This window comes from Yimella lutea, from assembly GCF_006715095.1.
GTDB lineage: Bacteria > Actinomycetota > Actinomycetes > Actinomycetales > Dermatophilaceae > Yimella > Yimella lutea.
On record NZ_VFMO01000001.1, the window covers coordinates 1,103,133 to 1,123,194 of the forward strand.

32 protein-coding genes are annotated in these 20,062 nt (G+C 65.8%); all 32 read left to right on the forward strand.

Annotation, left to right across the window (positions count from 1 at the left end):
• Positions 1-4: 4 nt before the first annotated feature.
• The 32 genes from rplB (at position 5) to FB459_RS05325 (ending at position 20,027) form a co-directional block, all read left to right on the forward strand.
• Positions 5-841, forward strand: coding sequence for a 50S ribosomal protein L2 (gene rplB, locus FB459_RS05170; RefSeq protein ID WP_129626071.1), 837 nt, complete (start codon positions 5-7; stop codon positions 839-841).
• A gap of 3 nt (positions 842-844) precedes the next feature.
• Complete coding sequence (rpsS, locus tag FB459_RS05175) at positions 845-1,126, forward strand: 30S ribosomal protein S19 (RefSeq protein ID WP_129626073.1); 282 nt, start codon at positions 845-847, stop codon at positions 1,124-1,126.
• A gap of 62 nt (positions 1,127-1,188) precedes the next feature.
• Positions 1,189-1,557, forward strand: a complete 369-nt coding sequence (gene rplV, locus FB459_RS05180; protein ID WP_129626246.1) for a 50S ribosomal protein L22 — start codon at positions 1,189-1,191, stop codon at positions 1,555-1,557.
• 3 nt (positions 1,558-1,560) lie between these two features.
• Positions 1,561-2,433, forward strand: a complete 873-nt coding sequence (gene rpsC / locus FB459_RS05185; protein ID WP_141927692.1) for a 30S ribosomal protein S3 — start codon at positions 1,561-1,563, stop codon at positions 2,431-2,433.
• Positions 2,433-2,852, forward strand: a complete 420-nt coding sequence (gene rplP / locus FB459_RS05190) for a 50S ribosomal protein L16 (protein WP_129626077.1) — start codon at positions 2,433-2,435, stop codon at positions 2,850-2,852. The genes rpsC and rplP overlap by 1 nt, the downstream gene beginning before the upstream one ends.
• A complete protein-coding gene (gene rpmC / locus FB459_RS05195) occupies positions 2,852-3,112 on the forward strand; it encodes a 50S ribosomal protein L29 (RefSeq protein ID WP_129626079.1) in 261 nt (86 codons plus the stop codon). The genes rplP and rpmC overlap by 1 nt, the downstream gene beginning before the upstream one ends.
• A 2-nt stretch (positions 3,113-3,114) precedes the next feature.
• Positions 3,115-3,420, forward strand: coding sequence for a 30S ribosomal protein S17 (gene rpsQ / locus FB459_RS05200; RefSeq protein WP_141927693.1), 306 nt, complete (start codon positions 3,115-3,117; stop codon positions 3,418-3,420).
• 251 nt (positions 3,421-3,671) lie between these two features.
• Complete coding sequence (gene rplN / locus FB459_RS05205) at positions 3,672-4,040, forward strand: 50S ribosomal protein L14 (RefSeq protein ID WP_129626083.1); 369 nt, start codon at positions 3,672-3,674, stop codon at positions 4,038-4,040.
• A 3-nt stretch (positions 4,041-4,043) separates the two neighbouring features.
• The gene (gene rplX, locus FB459_RS05210; protein ID WP_211345133.1) at positions 4,044-4,385 is read left to right on the forward strand and encodes a 50S ribosomal protein L24; all 342 of its coding nucleotides are present in this window, start codon (positions 4,044-4,046) and stop codon (positions 4,383-4,385) included.
• Positions 4,385-4,957: a 50S ribosomal protein L5 gene (gene rplE, locus FB459_RS05215; RefSeq protein ID WP_141927694.1), complete on the forward strand. Its 573-nt coding sequence runs from the start codon at positions 4,385-4,387 to the stop codon at positions 4,955-4,957. Before rplX ends, rplE begins: the two co-directional genes overlap by 1 nt.
• A gap of 1 nt (position 4,958) precedes the next feature.
• On the forward strand, positions 4,959-5,144 hold the full coding sequence (locus tag FB459_RS05220) for a type Z 30S ribosomal protein S14 (protein WP_115923839.1): 186 nt from the start codon (positions 4,959-4,961) through the stop codon (positions 5,142-5,144).
• A gap of 118 nt (positions 5,145-5,262) precedes the next feature.
• Positions 5,263-5,661, forward strand: coding sequence for a 30S ribosomal protein S8 (gene rpsH, locus FB459_RS05225; RefSeq protein WP_129626087.1), 399 nt, complete (start codon positions 5,263-5,265; stop codon positions 5,659-5,661).
• 25 nt (positions 5,662-5,686) lie between these two features.
• Positions 5,687-6,226 carry a 50S ribosomal protein L6 gene (gene rplF, locus FB459_RS05230; RefSeq protein WP_129626089.1) on the forward strand — a complete coding sequence of 180 codons (540 nt, stop codon included), beginning with the start codon at positions 5,687-5,689 and terminating at the stop codon, positions 6,224-6,226.
• A 3-nt stretch (positions 6,227-6,229) separates the two neighbouring features.
• A complete protein-coding gene (gene rplR / locus FB459_RS05235) occupies positions 6,230-6,610 on the forward strand; it encodes a 50S ribosomal protein L18 (protein ID WP_141927695.1) in 381 nt (126 codons plus the stop codon).
• Positions 6,611-6,647: 37 nt separating this feature from the next.
• Positions 6,648-7,346 (forward strand): 30S ribosomal protein S5, encoded by a 699-nt coding sequence (gene rpsE / locus FB459_RS05240; RefSeq protein ID WP_129626092.1) that lies wholly within the window; start codon positions 6,648-6,650, stop codon positions 7,344-7,346.
• The gene (gene rpmD, locus FB459_RS05245; RefSeq protein ID WP_129626094.1) at positions 7,346-7,528 is read left to right on the forward strand and encodes a 50S ribosomal protein L30; all 183 of its coding nucleotides are present in this window, start codon (positions 7,346-7,348) and stop codon (positions 7,526-7,528) included. Before rpsE ends, rpmD begins: the two co-directional genes overlap by 1 nt.
• The gene (rplO, locus tag FB459_RS05250; RefSeq protein WP_129626096.1) at positions 7,528-7,992 is read left to right on the forward strand and encodes a 50S ribosomal protein L15; all 465 of its coding nucleotides are present in this window, start codon (positions 7,528-7,530) and stop codon (positions 7,990-7,992) included. The genes rpmD and rplO overlap by 1 nt, the downstream gene beginning before the upstream one ends.
• 201 nt (positions 7,993-8,193) lie before the next feature.
• Positions 8,194-9,501 (forward strand): preprotein translocase subunit SecY, encoded by a 1,308-nt coding sequence (secY, locus tag FB459_RS05255; protein WP_141927696.1) that lies wholly within the window; start codon positions 8,194-8,196, stop codon positions 9,499-9,501.
• A 107-nt stretch (positions 9,502-9,608) separates the two neighbouring features.
• A complete protein-coding gene (locus FB459_RS05260) occupies positions 9,609-10,988 on the forward strand; it encodes an NAD(P)/FAD-dependent oxidoreductase (RefSeq protein ID WP_141927697.1) in 1,380 nt (459 codons plus the stop codon).
• A 129-nt stretch (positions 10,989-11,117) separates the two neighbouring features.
• Positions 11,118-11,690, forward strand: coding sequence for an adenylate kinase (locus tag FB459_RS05265; RefSeq protein ID WP_205744761.1), 573 nt, complete (start codon positions 11,118-11,120; stop codon positions 11,688-11,690).
• Between the two features lie 7 nt (positions 11,691-11,697).
• The gene (map, locus tag FB459_RS05270) at positions 11,698-12,564 is read left to right on the forward strand and encodes a type I methionyl aminopeptidase (RefSeq protein ID WP_141929430.1); all 867 of its coding nucleotides are present in this window, start codon (positions 11,698-11,700) and stop codon (positions 12,562-12,564) included.
• A gap of 248 nt (positions 12,565-12,812) precedes the next feature.
• Positions 12,813-13,220, forward strand: a complete 408-nt coding sequence (locus FB459_RS05275) for a TOBE domain-containing protein (RefSeq protein WP_141927698.1) — start codon at positions 12,813-12,815, stop codon at positions 13,218-13,220.
• A gap of 32 nt (positions 13,221-13,252) precedes the next feature.
• Entirely contained in the window at positions 13,253-13,981 is a 729-nt protein-coding gene (gene modA, locus FB459_RS05280; RefSeq protein WP_246092327.1) for a molybdate ABC transporter substrate-binding protein, read from the forward strand.
• A gap of 11 nt (positions 13,982-13,992) precedes the next feature.
• Positions 13,993-14,787 (forward strand): ABC transporter permease, encoded by a 795-nt coding sequence (locus FB459_RS05285; protein ID WP_246092328.1) that lies wholly within the window; start codon positions 13,993-13,995, stop codon positions 14,785-14,787.
• A complete protein-coding gene (locus tag FB459_RS05290) occupies positions 14,784-15,845 on the forward strand; it encodes a sulfate/molybdate ABC transporter ATP-binding protein (protein ID WP_129626106.1) in 1,062 nt (353 codons plus the stop codon). The genes FB459_RS05285 and FB459_RS05290 overlap by 4 nt, the downstream gene beginning before the upstream one ends.
• A 21-nt stretch (positions 15,846-15,866) precedes the next feature.
• On the forward strand, positions 15,867-16,589 hold the full coding sequence (locus FB459_RS05295) for a hypothetical protein (RefSeq protein WP_141927700.1): 723 nt from the start codon (positions 15,867-15,869) through the stop codon (positions 16,587-16,589).
• A 148-nt stretch (positions 16,590-16,737) separates the two neighbouring features.
• Complete coding sequence (gene infA, locus FB459_RS05300; RefSeq protein ID WP_006946284.1) at positions 16,738-16,959, forward strand: translation initiation factor IF-1; 222 nt, start codon at positions 16,738-16,740, stop codon at positions 16,957-16,959.
• Between the two features lie 71 nt (positions 16,960-17,030).
• A complete protein-coding gene (gene rpmJ / locus FB459_RS05305) occupies positions 17,031-17,144 on the forward strand; it encodes a 50S ribosomal protein L36 (RefSeq protein ID WP_019286332.1) in 114 nt (37 codons plus the stop codon).
• A gap of 231 nt (positions 17,145-17,375) precedes the next feature.
• Entirely contained in the window at positions 17,376-17,747 is a 372-nt protein-coding gene (rpsM, locus tag FB459_RS05310) for a 30S ribosomal protein S13 (RefSeq protein ID WP_129626110.1), read from the forward strand.
• 77 nt (positions 17,748-17,824) lie between these two features.
• Positions 17,825-18,229 (forward strand): 30S ribosomal protein S11, encoded by a 405-nt coding sequence (gene rpsK / locus FB459_RS05315; RefSeq protein WP_129626112.1) that lies wholly within the window; start codon positions 17,825-17,827, stop codon positions 18,227-18,229.
• 29 nt (positions 18,230-18,258) lie between these two features.
• Complete coding sequence (gene rpsD, locus FB459_RS05320) at positions 18,259-18,867, forward strand: 30S ribosomal protein S4 (RefSeq protein ID WP_129626114.1); 609 nt, start codon at positions 18,259-18,261, stop codon at positions 18,865-18,867.
• A gap of 140 nt (positions 18,868-19,007) precedes the next feature.
• The gene (locus FB459_RS05325; protein WP_129626116.1) at positions 19,008-20,027 is read left to right on the forward strand and encodes a DNA-directed RNA polymerase subunit alpha; all 1,020 of its coding nucleotides are present in this window, start codon (positions 19,008-19,010) and stop codon (positions 20,025-20,027) included.
• Positions 20,028-20,062 lie beyond the last annotated feature (35 nt).

A 20,062-nucleotide genomic window follows, 5' to 3' on the forward strand; every position in this document is an offset into this window, starting at 1 on the left:
AACAATGGGTATCCGTAAATACAAGCCGACGACGCCGGGACGGCGTGGTTCGAGCGTGGCCGACTTCGTCGAAGTCACCCGCTCGACCCCCGAGAAGTCCCTGGTGCGTCCGCTGCCGAAGACCGGTGGTCGTAACGCCTCGGGCCGCATCACCACTCGCCACATCGGCGGTGGCCACAAGCGCGCTTACCGGGTGATCGACTTCCGTCGTTCCGACAAGGACGGCGTGCCGGCGAAGGTCGCTCACATCGAGTACGACCCGAACCGCACCGCGCGCATCGCGCTGCTGCACTACGCGGACGGCGAGAAGCGTTACATCATCGCCCCGAACAGGCTCAGCCAGGGCGACACGATCGAGAACGGTGTCGGCGCCGACATCAAGCCCGGCAACAACCTGCCGCTGCGCAACATCCCGACCGGTACGGTCGTCCACTGCATCGAGCTTCGGCCCGGTGGCGGTGCGAAGATCGCCCGCTCGGCCGGTTCGCGTGTGCAGCTCGTCGCCAAGGACGGCCCCTACGCCCAGCTGCGTATGCCGTCCGGTGAGATCCGCAACGTCGACGTGCGCTGCCGCGCCACCGTCGGCGAGGTGGGCAACGCCGAGCAGAGCAACATCAACTGGGGTAAGGCCGGCCGTATGCGCTGGAAGGGCAAGCGCCCGACCGTCCGTGGTGTCGCCATGAACCCGGTCGACCACCCGCACGGTGGTGGTGAGGGCAAGACCTCCGGTGGTCGTAACCCTGTGTCGCCGTGGGGACAGAAGGAAGGCCGCACCCGTCGGCCCAACAAGAGCAGCGACAAGATGATCGTCCGTCGCCGTCGTACTGGAAAGAAGCGCTAAGAGATGCCTCGTAGCCTGAAGAAGGGTCCCTTCGTCGACGACCACCTCGCCAAGAAGGTCGAGGTCCAGAACGAAGCCGGCACCAAGAACGTCATCAAGACCTGGTCGCGTCGCTCGATGATCACCCCGGAGATGCTCGGCCACACGCTGGCCGTGCACGACGGCCGCAAGCACGTCCCGGTCTTCGTGACCGAGTCGATGGTCGGCCACAAGCTGGGCGAGTTCGCCCCCACTCGTACCTTCAAGGGTCACGAGAAGGACGACAAGAAGGGCCGCCGCCGCTGACGCGGGGGCGAGACCTGGTGACTACCAGCATGACTGCAACTACCGAAAGCAAAGGACAGGCGATGGAAGCCAAGGCGCAGGCGCGGTTCGTCCGTGTGACGCCGATGAAGGCCCGCCGCGTCGTGGACCTCATCCGGGGCAAGAACGCCCAGGAAGCGATCGCCGTGCTCACCTTCGCGCCGCAGAGCGCGAGCGAGCCGGTGCTGAAGGTGCTCAACAGCGCCATCGCCAACGCACGCGTGCAGGCCGACAAGCACTCTGTTGCGTTCGACGAGCGCACCCTCGTGGTGACCTCGGCGTTCGTGGACGAGGGCCCGACCATGAAGCGGTTCCGCCCCCGTGCCCAGGGCCGCGCGAGCCGCATCAACAAGCGCACGAGCCACATCACCGTGTTCGTCGCACAGCCCGAGAAGAAGGACGGAGGCCGCTGAGACATGGGTCAGAAAATCCACCCGAACGGTTTCCGCCTCGGCATCACGACCGAGCACAACAGCCGTTGGTTCGCTGACAGCACCAAAGAGGGTCAGCGCTACAGCGACTACGTGAAGGAAGACGTCGCGATCCGCAAGCTCATGTCCAAGGGCATGGAACGCGCCGGAATCTCCCACGTGGAGATCGAGCGCACCCGCGACCGCGTCCGCGTCGACATCCACACCGCTCGCCCGGGCATCGTCATCGGACGCCGCGGCGCCGAAGCCGACCGCCTGCGCACGTCGCTGGAGAAGCTCACCGGCAAGCAGGTTCAGCTGAACATCCTCGAGGTCAAGAACCCTGAGGCCAACGCTCAGCTGGTCGCCCAGGGTGTCGCCGAGCAGCTCGCTGCTCGTGTGAACTTCCGTCGCGCCACGCGCAAGAGCATCCAGTCCGCTCAGCGGGCCGGCGTCAAGGGCATCAAGGTGATGGTCTCCGGTCGTCTGAACGGCGCCGAGATGAGCCGCACCGAGTTCTACCGCGAGGGCCGTGTTCCGCTGCACACCCTGCGCGCCAACATCGACTACGGCTTCTACGAGGCCCGTACGACGTTCGGCCGCATCGGTGTGAAGGTCTGGATCTACAACGGTGACCTCACCGCCAAGGAACTGGCTCGCGAGCAGGCTGCCGCTCCGTCGCGTCCGCAGCGTCGCCGGGACGACCGTCCGGCACGTGGCGGCGACCGCGGTGGACGTGGTGGCGAGCGCGGAGGCGACCGTGGTCGTCGCGACCAGGCTCCTGCCGAGTCCACCGAGGCTGCGGTGGAGGCAACCGTCGAGGCTGCCGCGACCATCGAGACCCCGAGCACGAGTACCTCTGAGGGAGGCGACGCCTGATGTTGATTCCGCGTCGTGTGAAGCACCGTAAGCAGCACCACCCCAAGCGGACCGGTGCAGCCAAGGGCGGCACCACCGTGGCGTTCGGCGACTACGGCATCCAGGCTCTCGAGCCGGCCTACGTCACCAACCGTCAGATCGAGTCCGCTCGTATCGCGATGACCCGCTACATCAAGCGTGGCGGAAAGGTCTGGATCAACATCTACCCGGACCGCCCGCTGACCAAGAAGCCGGCCGAGACCCGCATGGGTTCCGGTAAGGGTTCGCCGGAGTGGTGGGTCGCCAACGTCAAGCCGGGCCGCGTCATGTTCGAGCTGTCCGGTGTGTCCGAAGAAGTTGCTCGCGAGGCCCTGCGCCTGGCGATGCACAAGCTGCCGATGAAGTGCCGCTTCGTCGCACGTGAAGGTGGTGACTTCTGATGGCTCTTGGTTCCAAGGACCTCGCGCCGGCGAAGCTGCGCGAGCTCGGTGACGAGGAACTCGTTTCCCAGCTCAAGGAAGCCAAGCAGGAACTGTTCAACCTGCGTTTCCAGTCGGCCACCGGTCAGCTGGAGAACAACTCGCGACTGCGCGCCGTCCGCAAGGACATCGCGCGGCTGTACACCGAGATGCGCGAGCGCGAGCTCGGCATCGGCCGGGACGCGAAGACCGAGTCCGACTCCGACGAGAAGGTGAGCTGAACATGGCTGAGAAGACGGAGCAGGAAACGGTGACCGACAACCTCGGACACGGTGGAGACCGTAACTACCGCAAGACCCGTCAGGGTTTCGTGGTGAGCGACAAGATGGACAAGACCGTCGTTGTCGAGGTCGAGGACCGCGTCAAGCACGCGCTCTACGGCAAGGTCATGCGCAAGACGCACCGCCTGAAGGCGCACGACGAGGACAACTCGTGTGGCGTCGGTGACCGCGTCCTGATCATGGAAACTCGTCCGCTGTCGGCGCAGAAGCGCTGGCGCGTGGTCGAGATCCTCGAAAAGGCGAAGTGATCTTCGTCGTCGTGGTGGGTGTTCAGCACCTGGCTGCGACGACGTGATTTGGAGCCGTACGGCGACAGACCGTAGACTGGACTGTCGCTGTACGGCGCCCAAACCCTCAGCGTTCACGCACATGCTTCCGCTCCGTGGATCCCACGGAGCGTCGACATGAGAGCGCCGAACCTGAGATGTACATGTATCCGTTCCGCAAGGCTCGGACCCGATCGGGTCTCGAGAACCGGTGAGACGACAGGAGAAGAACTGTGATCCAGCAGGAGTCGCGACTGAAGGTCGCCGACAACACCGGTGCCAAGGAAATCCTTTGCATCCGTGTGCTCGGTGGCTCTGGTCGTCGCTACGCCAGCGTCGGTGACACCATCGTGGCGACCGTCAAGGACGCCATCCCGGGTGGCAACGTCAAGAAGGGCGATGTGGTCAAGGCCGTCATCGTCCGCACCCGCAAGGAGCGCCGTCGTCCGGACGGCAGCTACATCCGCTTCGACGAGAACGCCGCGGTGATCCTCAAGAACGACGGTGACCCCCGTGGCACCCGCATCTTCGGCCCGGTGGGCCGCGAGTTGCGCGACAAGAAGTTCATGAAGATCATCTCGCTCGCACCGGAGGTGCTCTGACTCATGGCGAAGATGAAGATCAAGAAGAACGACCTGGTTCAGGTCATCAGCGGGCCCGACAAGGGCAAGCAGGGCAAGGTCATCTCGGTGAACTCCGAGACCGAGCGTGTGGTCGTCGAAGGCGTCAACCGCGTCACCAAGCACCTGCGCGCCGGCCAGCCGGGCCAGGCCAGCGGTGGCATCCAGGTCGTCGAGGCGCCGATCCACGTGTCGAACGTGATGATCGTCGACCCCGAGACCGGCAAGCCGACCCGCATCAAGACCCGTGTCGAGACCGTCGATCGCGACGGTCGCAACAAGACCGTCCGGACCCGCGTGTCCGTTCGCTCGGGTAAGGACCTGTGATGACTGAAACCGCAACCACCACCCAATCGATGCCGCGCCTCAAGCAGCGCTACAACGACGAGATCAAGCAGGCCCTGCAGAGCGAGTTCAACTTCGCGAACGTCATGCAGGTGCCCGGCGTGGTCAAGGTCGTCGTGAACATGGGTGTCGGTGACGCCGCCCGTGACAGCAAGCTGATCGAGGGTGCCATCAAGGACCTGGCCGCCATCACCGGTCAGCAGCCGGCCGTGACCAAGGCCCGCAAGTCGATCGCGCAGTTCAAGCTGCGCGAGGGTATGCCGATCGGTGCGCACACCACGCTGCGCGGCGACCGCATGTGGGAGTTCCTGGACCGCCTGGTCTCGGTTGCTCTCCCGCGTATCCGCGACTTCCGTGGCCTGTCGCCGAAGCAGTTCGACGGCAACGGCAACTACACCTTCGGTCTGAACGAGCAGTCGATGTTCCACGAGATCGACCAGGACAAGATCGACCGCGTGCGTGGCATGGACATCACCGTCGTCACCACTGCTGCCAACGACGACGAGGGTCGCGCGCTGCTGCGTCAGCTCGGCTTCCCTTTCAAGGAGAAGTGACATGGCGAAGAAGGCCCTGATCAACAAGGCGAACGCCAAGCCGAAGTTCGCGGTTCGCGCGTACACGCGCTGCAACCGGTGCGGTCGCCCGCACTCGGTGTACCGCAAGTTCGGCCTGTGCCGTATCTGCCTGCGCGAGATGGCTCACCGCGGCGAACTGCCCGGCGTCACCAAGTCCAGCTGGTGATCCGTCGCTACGGCGACGGAACGACAGCACACTCATTCATCAGTTTCAGATCTACACCGAAGGTCGGCCGCGAACAATCGCGAGCTGAAACCGCGGTGAGGGAGGGCGGGACAGCCCAATGACCATGACAGATCCGATTGCGGACATGCTGACCCGAGTCCGGAACGCCAACTCGGCGCACCACGACTCGACGTCGATGCCGTTTTCGAAGCTCAAGTCTCACATCGCCGAGATCCTCAAGTCCGAGGGATACATTGCGGACTTCCGGGTCGAAGAAGCGACCGTGGGCAAGACCTTGATCATCGACCTCAAGTACGGCCCCAACCGGGAGCGCTCCATCGCCGGCGTCCGCCGCGTGAGCAAGCCCGGTCTGCGCGTGTACGCAAAGTCCACCAACCTGCCGAAGGTTCTCGGTGGACTGGGTGTCGCGATCATTTCGACGTCGTCCGGCCTGTTGACCGACAGGCAGGCCGCTTCCAAGGGTGTAGGCGGGGAAGTCCTCGCTTACGTCTGGTAATCCGGGAACGAAGGAGGAATAAGACATGTCTCGTATTGGACGTCTTCCGGTTCCCGTGCCGAGCGGTGTCGACGTGACCATCGACGGTCAGGACGTCGCGGTGAAGGGCCCCAAGGGCTCGCTCGCCCTGACCGTTCCGTCGCCGATCACCGTCGCCAAGGGCGAGGACGGCACCGTCGAGGTGTCGCGCCCGAACGACGAGCGTGAATCGCGTTCGCGCCACGGACTGACCCGCAGCCTGATCAACAACATGGTTGTCGGCGTCACCGAGGGTTACACCAAGAAGCTCGAGATCCACGGCACCGGTTACCGCGTGACCGCGAAGGGCTCCGACCTGGAGTTCGCTCTGGGCTACAGCCACCCGATCACGGTCAAGGCTCCCGAGGGCATCACGTTCGCCGTCGAGAACCCGACCCGTTTCTCGGTCACTGGCATCGACAAGCAGCTGGTCGGCGAGGTTGCTGCGAACATCCGCAAGCTGCGCAAGCCCGACCCGTACAAGGCCAAGGGCGTGCGCTACGAGGGTGAGCACATCCGCCGCAAGGTCGGAAAGGCCGGTAAGTAAGCCATGGCAAACGCACGTATCGTCAAGCGTTCGAACAGCAAGGCTGCTGCTCGTAACCGTCGTCACTTCCGTCTGCGCAAGCGCGTCTCGGGTACGACCGCTCGTCCCCGTATGGTCGTGAACCGCAGTTCGCGTCACGTCTTCGTGCAGATCGTCGACGACACCGAGAGCAAGACCCTCGTGTCGGCGTCGACCATGGAGGCCGACCTGCGCTCGTTCGACGGTGACAAGACCGCCAAGGCGAAGAAGGTCGGCGAACTGCTGGCTGCTCGCGCCAAGGACGCCGGTATCGAGGCTGTCGTCTTCGACCGCGGCGGTAACCGGTACGCCGGTCGTGTCGCCGCCATCGCCGACGGCGCCCGCGAGGGTGGTCTGACGCTGTGATGCACATGACCAACACTGCTGAGAAGAGGAACCACTGATGGCTGGACCCCAGCGTCGAGGTGCCGCTGGCTCCGCCCAGGGCGGCCCCGAGAACAGCGACAACAACAACAACGCCAACGACCGCGGCGGCCGTGGTGGCCGTGGTGGACGTGACGGCGGTCGCGACAACCGTCGTGGCAACCAGAACGACGACCGCAACCAGTACCTGGAGCGCGTCGTCGCGATCAACCGCGTGGCCAAGGTCGTGCAGGGTGGTCGCCGGTTCAGCTTCACCGCGCTCGTCGTGGTGGGCGACGGCCAGGGCACCGTGGGTGTCGGCTACGGCAAGGCCAAGGAAGTTCCGGCCGCCATCGCCAAGGCTGTCGAGGAGGCGAAGAAGAACTTCTTCCGCGTCCCGATGATCGGTGGCACCGTGCCGCACCCGGTCCAGGGTGAGGCTGCTGCAGGCGTCGTCCTGCTGCGTCCGGCTGCTCCCGGTACCGGTGTCATCGCCGGTGGTCCGGTGCGCGCCGTCCTGGAGTGCGCCGGTGTTCACGACGTGCTGTCCAAGTCGCTCGGCTCGGACAACGCGATCAACATCGTCGGCGCCACCGTCGCGGCCCTCAAGGGCCTCGAGCGTCCCGAGGCTGTCGCGGCTCGCCGCGGTATGCCGCTGGACCACGTCGCCCCGGTCGCGCTGCAGCGCGCCATGGCCGCTGCTGCTGCGGAGAAGTCCGCTGAGAAGGCAGGTGCGTGATGGCAACGCTGAAGGTGACCCAGATCCGTTCGGATATCGGTAACAAGCCGAAGGCGCGCGAGACCCTGCGGACGTTGGGCCTCAAGCGCATCGGCCACACCGTCGAGCAGGAGGACCGCCCGGAGATCCGTGGCATGGTCCGCGCGGTGCGCCACCTGGTGACCGTTGAGGAGATTGACTGATGGCTGACAACGAGCAGAAAACGCACGCACTGAAGGTGCACCACCTGCGTCCTGCCCCCGGTGCCAAGACCGCCAAGACCCGTGTCGGTCGTGGTGAGGGCTCCAAGGGTAAGACCGCCGGACGCGGTACCAAGGGCACCGGCGCTCGGTACCAGGTGCCGGAGCGTTTCGAGGGTGGCCAGACGCCGCTGCACATGCGTCTGCCGAAGATGCGGGGCTTCAAGAACCCGTTCAAGGTGACCTATCAGGTCGTGAACCTCGACAAGATCTCGGCGCTGTTCCCCGAGGGCGGCACCGTGACGATCGACGATCTCGTGGCCAAGGGCGCGGTCCGCAAGGGCCAGCCGGTCAAGGTGCTCGGCACCGGCGAGATCTCCGTCAAGGTCGACCTGACCGTGACCAAGTTCTCGGCTTCGGCCAAGGACAAGATCGAGGCCGCCGGCGGTTCGATCACCGCAGCGTGATCGGTCGGCAGACCCGATGACTGTCGCCCCAGGCGGCGGGCCCGCAACGGCCCGATCGTCCTGGGGCACAGTCGTCTGCGGATATTCGTTACAAGTAGAGTTCCGCTAGTTTTCCCAGGCTGCGCGCACCGGCGCGGCACATTCGACTTCGGCCGGGATCGGCCGGCTGCCGCCGCGGCGGCGCTTGCTCAGGAGGATCCTTTGCTTTCTGCCTTCGGACGGGCGTTCACAACGCCCGACCTGCGCAAGAAGATCCTGTTCACGCTGGCGATCATGGCGTTGTTCCGACTCGGCTCGCACGTGCCGACCCCGGGCATCTCCTACCAGTTGCTGCAGGCCTGTCAGTCCGCGGCGAGCGGTCAGCAGAGCCTGCTGGGCCTGGCCAACCTGTTCAGCGGTGGCGCCCTGTTGCAGTTCTCGGTGTTCGCGCTCGGCATCATGCCGTACATCACCGCGAGCATCATCGTGCAGCTGTTGACGGTGGTCATCCCGCGTTTCGAGGAACTGAAGAAGGAAGGCCAGTCCGGTCAGACCAAGATGACGCAGTACACGCGTTATCTGACCATCGGCCTGGCCCTGCTGCAGTCCTCGACGCTGGTCACCGGCGCGGCGAACGCCCCCTATCGACTCATCGGCGGAACGGCCGACACCTGTTCCACCATCACCACCGACAAGAGTCTGCCGACGCTGATCATCATGGTGCTCGTGCTGACCGCCGGTACCGGTCTGGTCATGTGGCTGGGTGAGCAGGTCACCGAGCGCGGTGTCGGAAACGGTATGTCGCTGCTGATCCTGGTGGCTGTCGCTGCCGCCGTCCCCGGCTCCGTCTGGGCTATCAAGGACCAGGGCTGGGGCAAGTTCATCCTCGTCTGCCTGCTGGGTATGGCGATCACCGTGGCCGTCGTGTTCGTGGAGAACTGTCAGCGCCGTATCCCGGTGCAGTACGCCAAGCGGATGATCGGACGCCGTTCGTACGGTGGCACATCCACCTACATCCCGCTCAAGGTCAACATGGCCAACGTGATCCCGATCATCTTCTCCAGCTCGTTGCTGTCGTTGCCGGTCATGCTCGCGACCTTCGCCGACCAGACCAAAGGCTGGGGGCTGTGGGTCAACGAACACCTGGCCCGCGGTGACCACTGGTTGTACATGGCGATCTACACGCTGTTGAACATCTTCTTCACGTTCTTCTACGTCTCGATCACCTATCAGCCCGACGACGTCGCCAACAACCTCAAGCAGGGTGGCTCGTTCATCCCGGGCATCCGCGCCGGCTCGGCGACCGCGAAGTACATCGGCTACGTGCTGAACCGCATCACCGCGGTCGGTGCGCTCTACATCGCCGTCCTCGCGCTGATCCCGCTGGTCGCGCTGGCGCTGGTCAACGCCAACCAGAACTTCCCGTTCGGTGGCGCCTCGATCATCATCCTCGTGGGTGTCGGTCTGGAGACGGTCAAGCAGATCGACTCCAAGCTGCAGCAGCATCACTACGAAGGTTTCCTGCGATAGGTCGTCTCACGCGGGCCGACCGTCCCGCATCGCGACAGCGCGGCGAGGTGCGTAGATCACATCCCTGGAACGCTGGGTAGCCGATCGGATCCGCCTAGGCTTAGGGCATGGGTGAGCACACTGGTCGTAAGCCGCGCGTCGTCGTCCTCGGTGGTGGGTTCGGAGGTCTGTCGACCGTCCGGGCACTGCGCAAGGTGGATGTCGATGTCATCCTCATTGACCGGCACACGTACAACACCTTTCAGCCGTTGCTGTACCAGGTGGCCACCGCCACCCTGAACCCCGGCGATGTCACGTGGTTCCTGCGTGCGGTGCGCGAGCACAATCCGCGGGTCCGGTTCATCAACGGCGACGTCGAGACGATCGACCACGGCGCCCGACAGGTCAAGCTTGAGGGCGGGGAGTCCGTCGACTTCGACCACCTGGTGATCGCCACCGGCGTGACCGCGAACTTCTTCGGCATCCCCGGCGCCGACGAGCACGCACTGCCGCTCTACACCCGCGCGCAGGCGCTCGAGGTGCGTGATCGTCTGTTCACCGGGCTGGAGTACGCCGCCGCGCACCGCAAGGGCGAGGACGTCCGGGTCGTGGTGGTCGGTGGGGGAGCGACCGGTGTGGAGACCGCCGGCGCGTTGGCCGAACTGCGCAACAACGACATGCCGGTGACCTACCCCGAGCTCGAACGCAGCCGCACGCACGTGACGCTGATCGAGATGGCGCCGCACCTACTGGCTGCGTTCGGCGAGAAGAGCCGCGACTACGCGCGCCGTTCGCTGGAGAAGCGTGACGTCGACCTGCGCCTCAACACCACGGTGAAGCAGGTGCGCAGCGACGGCGTCGTCGTGAACGACGGCGAGTTCATCCCGGCCGGTGTGGTCATCTGGGCCAGCGGGATCAAGGCGCCGGACGAGGTGGCGAACTGGGGCGTGCCGCAGGGGCGGGGCGGACGCATCGAGGTCGACGACCACCTGCGGGTCAAGGGACTGAAGAACGTGTTCGCGGTCGGAGACATCTCGGTCGAGGACGGCGACCGCGCGTTGCCGCAGCTCGCGCAGCCCGCGCTCCAGGGCGGCGCGTACGTCGCCAAACTGATCCGCAACGAGATGAACGGTGAGCAGACCGCCCCGTTCGAGTACAAGGACAAGGGCATCCTGGCCACCATCGGACGCAGTTCCGCAGTGGCCGAAGCGACGAATCTGCCTCGGATGCAAGGCTTTCCGGCGTGGGTGGTGTGGACCGGAGTGCACGTGTTCACGCTCCTCGGGGTCCGCAACCGCGCTGCCGCGATGGTCAACCTCGGCGCGCGCTACCTGTTCTGGCACCGCAGCCACAACGCGATCGTCGGCGACACCCCGACCGCGCAGACGCTGCGTCCGGAGCAGATGCAGCACCTCATGGCAGAGGGTGACGCCTCGCCGGTGGCCATCGAGGGCGACGGTACGCCGGCTGCACTGGCCGATCGCGGCGAAACAGGGCCGCACTCCTGAGTCGTGCCGCAGTGTCCGGCACCTGACCTGCGAGGCAGCGGGGCCGTGCCGCTCGGTAGGCTGCGCCCAGTGTTTCCATGTGTTTCCCATGGTCGAGGCAACTCGACCCTGAACTCGGAGGTTCGCTAGATGCGACTGATCATCATCGGCCCGCCCGGCGCCGGCAAAGGCACGCAGGCCGAGCGCATCACGCAGCGCCACGAGATCCCGCACATCTCGACCGGTGACATCTTCCGCGCCAACATCAAGAACGAGACCGAACTCGGCAAGCAGGTGAAGTCGATCCTGGACGCCGGTGGTTACGTATCCGACGACCTCACCAACGCCATCGTGGCCGACCGCCTGAAGCAGGACGACGCGCAGAACGGCTTTCTGCTCGACGGTTACCCGCGCACGCCGGCCCAGGTCCAGGCGCTGGACGAGATGCTCGCCGCCGAGGGCAAGAAGATCGACGCCGTGCTCGAGCTCGAGGTCGACGACGAGGAACTCATCGCCCGTCTGCTCAAGCGTGCCCAGACCTCCGGCCGCACCGACGACACCGAGGACGTCATCCGCGACCGTCAGGCGATCTACGTCCGGGAGACGCAGCCGCTGACCACGCTCTACCGCGAGCGCGACCTGCTGGTCGCCGTCGACGGCGAGGGTGAGATGGACGAGGTCACCGAGCGCATCGAAGGCGCGTTGGCGAAGGTGGCGCAGTAAGCACGTGATGTTCGGACTCGGCAAGGAGAAGCTGCCGGTCAAGACGCCGGAGCAGCTGCGGCTCATGCGCAAGGCCGGCCTCGTGGTGGGGCAGTGCCTGCAGGAGGTGCGGGCCGCGGCGGTCGACGGCATCAGCACCGGCGACCTCGACGCGCTCGCCGAAGCGTTCATCCGTGCGCAGGGTGCGACGCCGTCCTTCCTGGGATACCAGGGCTTCCCGGGTTCGCTGTGCATCTCGGTGAACGAGGAAGTCGTGCACGGCATCCCGGGTGAGCGGCTGTTGAACAACGGCGACCTGGTCTCCATCGATTGCGGCGCGATCGTCGAGGGTTGGCACGGCGACTCGGCGATCTCCTTGATCGTCGGCGGTGACCTGCACGCCCGGCCGCAGGACGTCGCGCTCTCGAAGGCGACGCACGACTCGATGTGGGCGGGCATCGGCGGGTTGCGTTCCGGCCGCGGCATCTACGAACTCGGCGGCGACATCCAGGACTCCATCGAAGCCTCGCAGCAGGCGATGAACGCCGACGGGCTCGAGGTCGCGTTCGAGATCGTCGACGGTTACACCGGCCACGGCATCGGCCGTGAGATGCACATGGAGCCGACGGTCTACAACGAGCGCGTGAAGGCCAAGGGCCCGCAGATCCGCGCCGGCGCGACAGTCGCGATCGAGCCGATGGTGACGCTCGGCACCTACGAGACCCACGAGTTGGGCGACGACTGGACGGTCGTCACCGAGGACGGATCGCGGGCGGCGCACTGGGAGCACACGGTAGCGCTGACCGACGACGGTCTGTGGGTGCTGACTTCTCTGGACGGTGGACGAGCCGAACTGGAAGCCCGCGGCCTGCCCTTCGGCCCGCTCGCCGACTGACCTCGCGCCGGGACCGCTGATTTTCTCGGAAGCTTCTGTGGTCGCCTACCAGCGCATCTCACCGTGGTTTCGGCGCATACGCCCTCCTTCGTCGGGCGTATGGCTCAACCAGCGGGGACGGGTGAGCCGAACCTTTTCGCTGGTTGAGCCGGGCGCCTGAGGGACGAAGGGGCACGCGCCGAAACCGCTGGCATGCTCGAAGCGACTCATGCACAGATCTCCGCAAATGAGACCTGTAGCATTCGACAATGCCGCAGATACGGATCAAGGACGCCGCTGCGTTCCTCGGGGTCAGTGATGACACGGTCCGCCGGCTGGTCGACAACGGCAGCCTCCCGGCAACGACGGACGCCAGCAATCGCAAGGTGATCGACGGACGCGTCCTCGCACAGTTCGCCAAGGAGCACCCGTCCGGCGCCATGGCCGACCCGTCGTCCGTCGGACGTTCGGCGCGCAACAGGTTCGTCGGCATCGTGACCGAGGTCATGATGGACAAGGTGATGGCGCAGGTCGAACTGCAGTGCGGACCCTTCCGCGTCGTGTCGCTCATGTCGAGCGAGGCCGCCCGCGAACTCGGCCTCGAACCCGGTTCGGTCGCGGTCGCCGTCGTGAAGTCGACCAATGTCATCGTCGAGACCGCCGGGGGCATCTCGTGAAGATATTCTCGGCGGTCGTTGTGTGCGTGGCAGTGGCCGCTGGTACCACCGGCTGCTCCGGCGACGAACCGGACGCGAAGGTCCTGCGGGTCTACGCGGCGGCCTCGCTGAAACAGGCCTTCACCGAGATCGGCGCGACCTTCGAGGAGAAGAACCCCGGCGTGACGGTGGAGTTCAACTTCGCCGGGTCCTCCGACCTCGCCACTCAGTTGAAACAGGGCGCGCCGGCCGACGTCTTCGCATCGGCAGATCCAGCGAACATGAAGAAGGTCGCGGACGACGGACTGCTGGCCGGCGGCTCCACGGTGTTCGCCTCGAACATCCTGCAGATCGCGGTGCCGCCGAGGAACCCGAGGAAGATCAACTCACTCGCCGACCTCACCGGGAGCGGCATCAAGGTCGTGGTCTGCGCGCCGCAGGTGCCGTGTGGTTCAGCGACCCTGAAGGTGCTGCGTGCCGCGAGCCTCACCCTGAAACCGGTGAGCGAGGAGTCGTCGGTCACCGACGTGCTGAACAAGGTCGTCACCGGCGAGGCGGACGCCGGCCTCGTCTACCACTCCGATGTCAGGGGCGCGGCGGGCAAGGTCGAGGGCATCGACTTCGAGCAGTCGACGGCGGCGCGTAACAAGTACCCGATCGCCGTCCTCCGCGCGAGCGAGCAGTCCGATCTGGCGAAGGCATTCATCGGTGCGGTTGCCGCGCCGAAGGGGCAGAGTGTCCTGGGGCACGCCGGCTTCCAGCAAGCGTTCCGGGTCGAGTGAGGCGCGAACCCGTGCGCACAACGCGGCGATCGGACTACACCGGCCTGCCGCGGTGGGTCTACGCACCCGCGGCCCTGGGGGCGGTGTTCGTGCTGCTGCCGCTGGTCGCGATGATTGCGAAGGTCGACTGGGCGCGTTTCCCCGGACTGGTCACCTCGGATGCGTCGCGGGACGCTCTCGTCCTCAGCCTGAGGACCTCGAGCGCCTCCACCGTCCTTTGTCTGATTCTCGGCGCCCCCATGGCAATGGTGTTGGCGCGCAACAGTTTTCCCGGACAACGTGTCGTTCGATCGCTGGTGCTCCTACCCCTCGTACTGCCGCCGGTGGTCGGCGGTATCGCGCTGCTCTACACGTTCGGGCGACGCGGTCTGCTGGGCAGCACGCTCGACGTCCTGGGCGTACAGATCGCGTTCTCGACGACCGCAGTCGTCCTCGCCCAGACCTTCGTGGCGCTGCCCTTCCTCGTGCTCAGCCTCGAAGGCACGTTGCGCAGCGTCGGTCAGCGTTACGAACAGGTGGCTTCCACACTCGGCGGCACGCCGACCTTCGTGCTCATCCGGGTGACGCTGCCGCTGGTGCTGCCCGGGGTGTTGTCCGCAGCGGTGCTCGCGTTCGCCCGCTCGCTCGGTGAGTTCGGGGCAACCCTGACCTTCGCCGGCAGCCTGCAGGGAGTCACCCGCACCCTGCCATTGGAGATCTACCTGCAACGTGAGTCGGACGCCGACGCCGCGGTCGCGCTCTCCCTCGTCCTGGTCGTGGTCGCGGTGCTCGTCGTCGCACTGGCGCAGGGCAGGCGGGACCGATGACCGGGGCTCTGTCGCTGCGGGCATCCCACGAAACCAGAGGGCTCGACGTCGCGCTCGAGGTGAAGCCGGGGGAGCACGTCGCGATCCTCGGCCCGAACGGCGCCGGCAAGTCGACGGTGCTGTCGCTTATCGCCGGGCTGTTGCGTCCCGACACCGGCCGCGCCGTCCTCGACGATCGCACGCTCTTCGACGAGAGGACCTTCGTGCCGCCGCACGCCCGCGGGGTCACCCTGCTGGCCCAGGATCCGTTGCTGTTCCCGCACCTGTCGGTGCTCGACAACGTCGCCTTCGGCCCACGGGCGTCGGGCGCGACGGCGAAGCAGGCACGCGCCACCGCCGAGACCTTCCTCGACGAGGTCGACGCGTCCGAGTTCGTCGACCGCAGGCCGGCGCAGCTTTCCGGTGGGCAGGCGCAACGGGTCGCGATCGCGCGGGCGCTCGCCGCAAGACCGTCATTGCTGCTGCTCGACGAACCGATGGCGGCCCTCGACGTCGCAGCCGCCCCGTTGTTACGTCGCGTTCTCAAGCGGGTGCTCGCCGACAGGTCCGCGCTGATCGTGACCCACGACGTCCTCGACGCCTTGCTGCTGTCCGACCGGCTGATCGTGCTGGACCACGGACGAATCGTCGAGGACGGCCCCACCCAGGACGTCATCGCCCGCCCGCGTACTCCGTTCACCGCTCGTATCGCCGGACTCAACCTGATCAACGGCACCGCAGCGTCCGGAACCCACCTGGTCGATGCGCACGGTGTCGACGTCTCCGGGGCACCGACCGAGCAGCTCGCGACGGGGGAGTCGGCGCTCGCGGTCTTCAGCCCGAACGCCGTCGCCGTGTACGAGACGCCGCCGCACGGCAGTCCGCGCAACACCTTCGAGGTCACCGTCGTCGAGCTCGAACCGCGGGATGCGCAGGTGCGGGTACGCGCGCACGACCGCGCCGGACACACCCTGCTCGCCGACCTGACCGCGTCCTCGGTGGGGGAGTTGGACCTGTACCCGGGCAAGCGCGCCTTCTACTCGGTGAAGGCGACGGCCGTGACGATTTATCCGTCCTGAGTCCGTGGCACACTGACGCCCATGTCAGGGGCGAGACTCACGATCGATTTCGCAGGCGAGATCTTCGAGGTCTCCCCGGAACGCACGTTCACCGTCGGGCGCACCGGCGACCTCGAACTGGACGACAACGGGTACCTGCACCGTCATTTCCTGGAGTTCGCGCATCGCGACGGGCTGTGGTGGATGCACAACGTCGGCAGTAGGTTGCCCGCGACCATCACCGGCGGCAGCGGCCTGATGCGCTCGACCGTCGCGCCCGGTGCCGGCGTCCCGATCGTGTTCTCGCCGTCGGTGGTCACCTTCTCCGCGGGCGCAACCACCTACGAACTCGAACTCACCACGAACACCGACATCTTCGAGTCCACGCCGCATGTCGTCGATCCCGGCCGCGGCAAGACCACGATCGCGCCGACGACCTTCACCGTCTCGCAGCTGCAGGCGATCGTCGCACTCGCCGAGCCGATGCTGAAGTACAGCGGGTCGGGTGCGTGGCAGATCCCGACCTCCGCCGACGCCGCCAAGCGACTGGGGTGGACGCAGACCAAGTTCAACCGCAAGCTCGACAACGTGTGCGACAAACTCGCGCGCGCCGGCGTCCGCGGTCTGCGCGGATCGGAGAGCGATCTTGCCGTGAACCGTCGGATGGTGCTGGTCGAGTACGCGGTCGCGACTTTGCTGATCACCGCGGACGACCTGCACCTGCTGGCCCTCGGCGAGGACACGCCCGACCGCATCGTCCGCTGAGCCCACCCGAATCCGCTCGATTTGGGCGCAGTGGGCCACCCGGCGTAAGCTGGTGCGTCGGTTCGGTATGTCTTGACAACACCCCGATCCGCAACCACAGGGCCGCCCATCCGGGGCGGAACCGTTGACCAGTGAGTATGTGGAGGATATGGCCAAGAAGGACGGTGTCATCGAGATCGAGGGCACGATCGTCGAAGCTCTCCCGAACGCAATGTTCCGGGTGGAGCTCACGAACGGTCACAAGGTGCTCGCACACATCTCGGGAAAGATGCGTCAGCACTACATCAGGATCCTCCCCGAGGACCGTGTTGTGGTCGAGCTTTCCCCGTATGACCTGACCCGCGGCCGCATCGTCTTCCGCTACCGCTGATCGCAATCGCACACCGCCGAGACCTGTCCAGTGATGGGTGAGTCGCGGCCTGATCCGAAGACAGTAGGCAGATGAAGGTCCAGCCGAGCGTCAAGAAGATCTGCGACAAGTGCAAGGTGATCCGCCGTAACGGCCGGGTCATGGTCATCTGCGAGAACGCTCGCCACAAGCAGCGCCAGGGCTGACCAAACCCGCACGAGTCGTGTCTTCGAGCAAGACGCAGACGAAAAACTGAAGATCGCCCCGTTCACCTGGACGAGGCGAACCATCGCAGCGCCCGACCCCCGTTCCTCAGCTGAGGAACAGGACGTCACCTTCGGCTCGGAGGCCGAAGACCCGCACCACTCACTCCTGAGTGAACACGGGACCGGCGACTGCACCAGACCTCCGGACGAAAAGCACAGGAGAAAGCCGACATGGCACGACTCATCGGTGTCGACCTGCCGCGCGACAAGCGCGTCGAGGTCGGCCTCACGTACATCTACGGTGTGGGCAAGACCCGCGCCGCCGAGGCGCTCGCCGCCACGGGCGTGAACCCGGACACCCGGGTTCGCGACCTCAGCGAAGAGGAACTCGTCAAGCTTCGCGACAACCTGGAGCAGTACCGCCTCGAAGGCGACCTGCGACGTGAGGTTGCCGCGGACATCCGCCGCAAGGTGGAGATCGGTTCCTACCAGGGCCTGCGCCACCGCCGTGGCCTGCCGGTCCACGGCCAGCGCACGAAGACCAACGCTCGTACTCGCAAGGGTCCGAAGAAGACGGTCGCCGGCAAGAAGAAGGCCAAGTAATCCAGGCCTTCCGGCCAGTCGGGCACGCACTCGCGTGCCAACCCATTCGCTGAAGTCTTACCCGTAGGAGAAAGTTCATGCCTCCCAAGAGCCGTACGGCTGCGGGCGCCAAGAAGGTGCGCCGCAAGGAGAAGAAGAACGTTGCCGCTGGTCACGCATACATCCGCAGCACGTTCAACAACACCATCGTTTCCATCACTGACCCCACCGGTGCAGTGATTTCGTGGGCCTCGGCCGGTCAGGTCGGTTTCAAGGGCTCGCGTAAGTCCACCCCGTACGCCGCCCAGATGGCTGCTGAGGCTGCTGCCCGCCGCGCCATGGATCACGGCATGCGCAAGGTCGACGTCTTCGTGAAGGGCCCGGGTTCGGGCCGCGAGACCGCGATCCGCTCGTTGGCCGCGGCCGGCCTCGAGGTCGGCGCGATTTCCGACGTCACCCCGCAGCCGCACAACGGTGTCCGCCAGCCCAAGCGTCGCAGCTGAGCTGACGAGAACTTCAAGGAGAAAATGACATGGCCCGTTACACCGGTCCCATCACCAAGAAGTCGCGTCGCCTCAAGACCGACCTCGTCGGCGGCGACAAGAACTTCGAGATGCGTCCCTTCCCGCCCGGCCAGCACGGCCGCGGTCGGGTGCAGGAGAAGGAATACCTGACCCAGCTGCAGGAGAAGCAGAAGGCTCGCTTCGCCTACGGCGTCATGGAGAAGCAGTTCGTCCGGTACTACAAGGAAGCGGCTCGCCGCTCCGGCAAGACCGGTGAGAACCTGCTCATCATCCTCGAGTCGCGCCTCGACAACGTGATCTACCGCGCCGGTCTGGCCCGCACCCGTCGTGCGGCCCGCCAGCTGGTCAGCCACGGTCACTTCGAGGTCAACGGCGTGCGCGTCGACGTCCCGAGCTACCGCGTGGAGCAGTACGACATCATCACCGTCCGTGAGAAGTCGCGCGAGAAGTTCCCGCTGCAGCTGGCCCGCGAGACCGTCGGCGACCGTCCGATCCCGGCGTGGATGCACGTCGTCCCGGGCAGCCTGCAGGTGCTGATCCACCAGCTGCCGACCCGCGAGCAGATCGACGTGCCGCTCACCGAGCAGCTCATCGTGGAGCTCTACTCGAAGAACTGATTCGACTTCTCGGGTTCGCTTGTCCTGCAAGCGAACCCGGGAATCGGTCGGTCTTCACGGCACAACCCTGATCCGGGGGACAGAGCCCGATCAGGTTTCGTCAGGCGTCAAATAGCGGTCGCCTGTGGAAAGGAAACAACGTGCTCATCGCACAGCGTCCCGTCCTCTCGGAGGAAGTTGTCTCCGAGAACCGCTCCCGGTTCGTCATCGAGCCGCTCGAGCCGGGCTTCGGTTACACCCTCGGCAACTCCCTTCGTCGCACCCTGCTCTCGAGCATCCCGGGTGCCTCGGTCACCAGCCTGCGCATCGACGGTGTGCAGCACGAATTCTCCACGATCCCCGGGGTCAAGGAGGATGTCACCGAGATCATCCTGAACATCAAGGGTCTGGTCGTCTCCTCCGAGCACGACGAGCCGGTCGTCATGTACCTGCGCAAGCAGGGCCCGGGCGTCGTCACCGCGGCGGACATCGCGCCGCCGGCCGGTGTCGAGGTGCACAACCCCGACCTGGTGATCGCCACCCTGAACGACAAGGGCAAGATCGAGATGGAGCTGACCGTCGAGCGCGGTCGCGGCTACGTCTCGGCCAACCAGAACAAGTCCGCAGACCAGGAGATCGGTCGCATCCCGGTCGACTCGATCTACTCGCCGGTGCTGGCCGTCACCTACAAGGTGGAAGCCACCCGTGTCGAGCAGCGCACCGACTTCGACAAGCTGATCGTCGATGTCGAGACCAAGAACTCGATGGCTCCCCGCGACGCGATGGCGTCGGCCGGTAAGACGCTGGTCGAGCTGTTCGGTCTGGCTCGCGAGCTCAACGTCGAGGCTGAGGGCATCGACATGGGTCCGTCGGCCACCGACGCCGCGCTGGCCGCCGACATGGCACTGCCGATCGAGGACCTCGATCTCACCGTCCGCTCGTACAACTGTCTCAAGCGCGAGGGCATCCACACCGTGGGTGAGCTCGTCGGACGCAGTGAGGCCGACCTTCTCGACATCCGCAACTTCGGTACGAAGTCGATCGTCGAGGTCAAGGACAAGCTGCACGAGATGGGCCTTCAGCTCAAGGACAGCCCGCCCGGGTTCGACGCGAGCGCGATTGCCGACCGTTACGAGGACGACGCTGACGAGATCAGCTTCGCCGAGGACGAGCAGTACTGAGCCGCAACGCTTTTCGCGTAGCAAAGACCAACAGG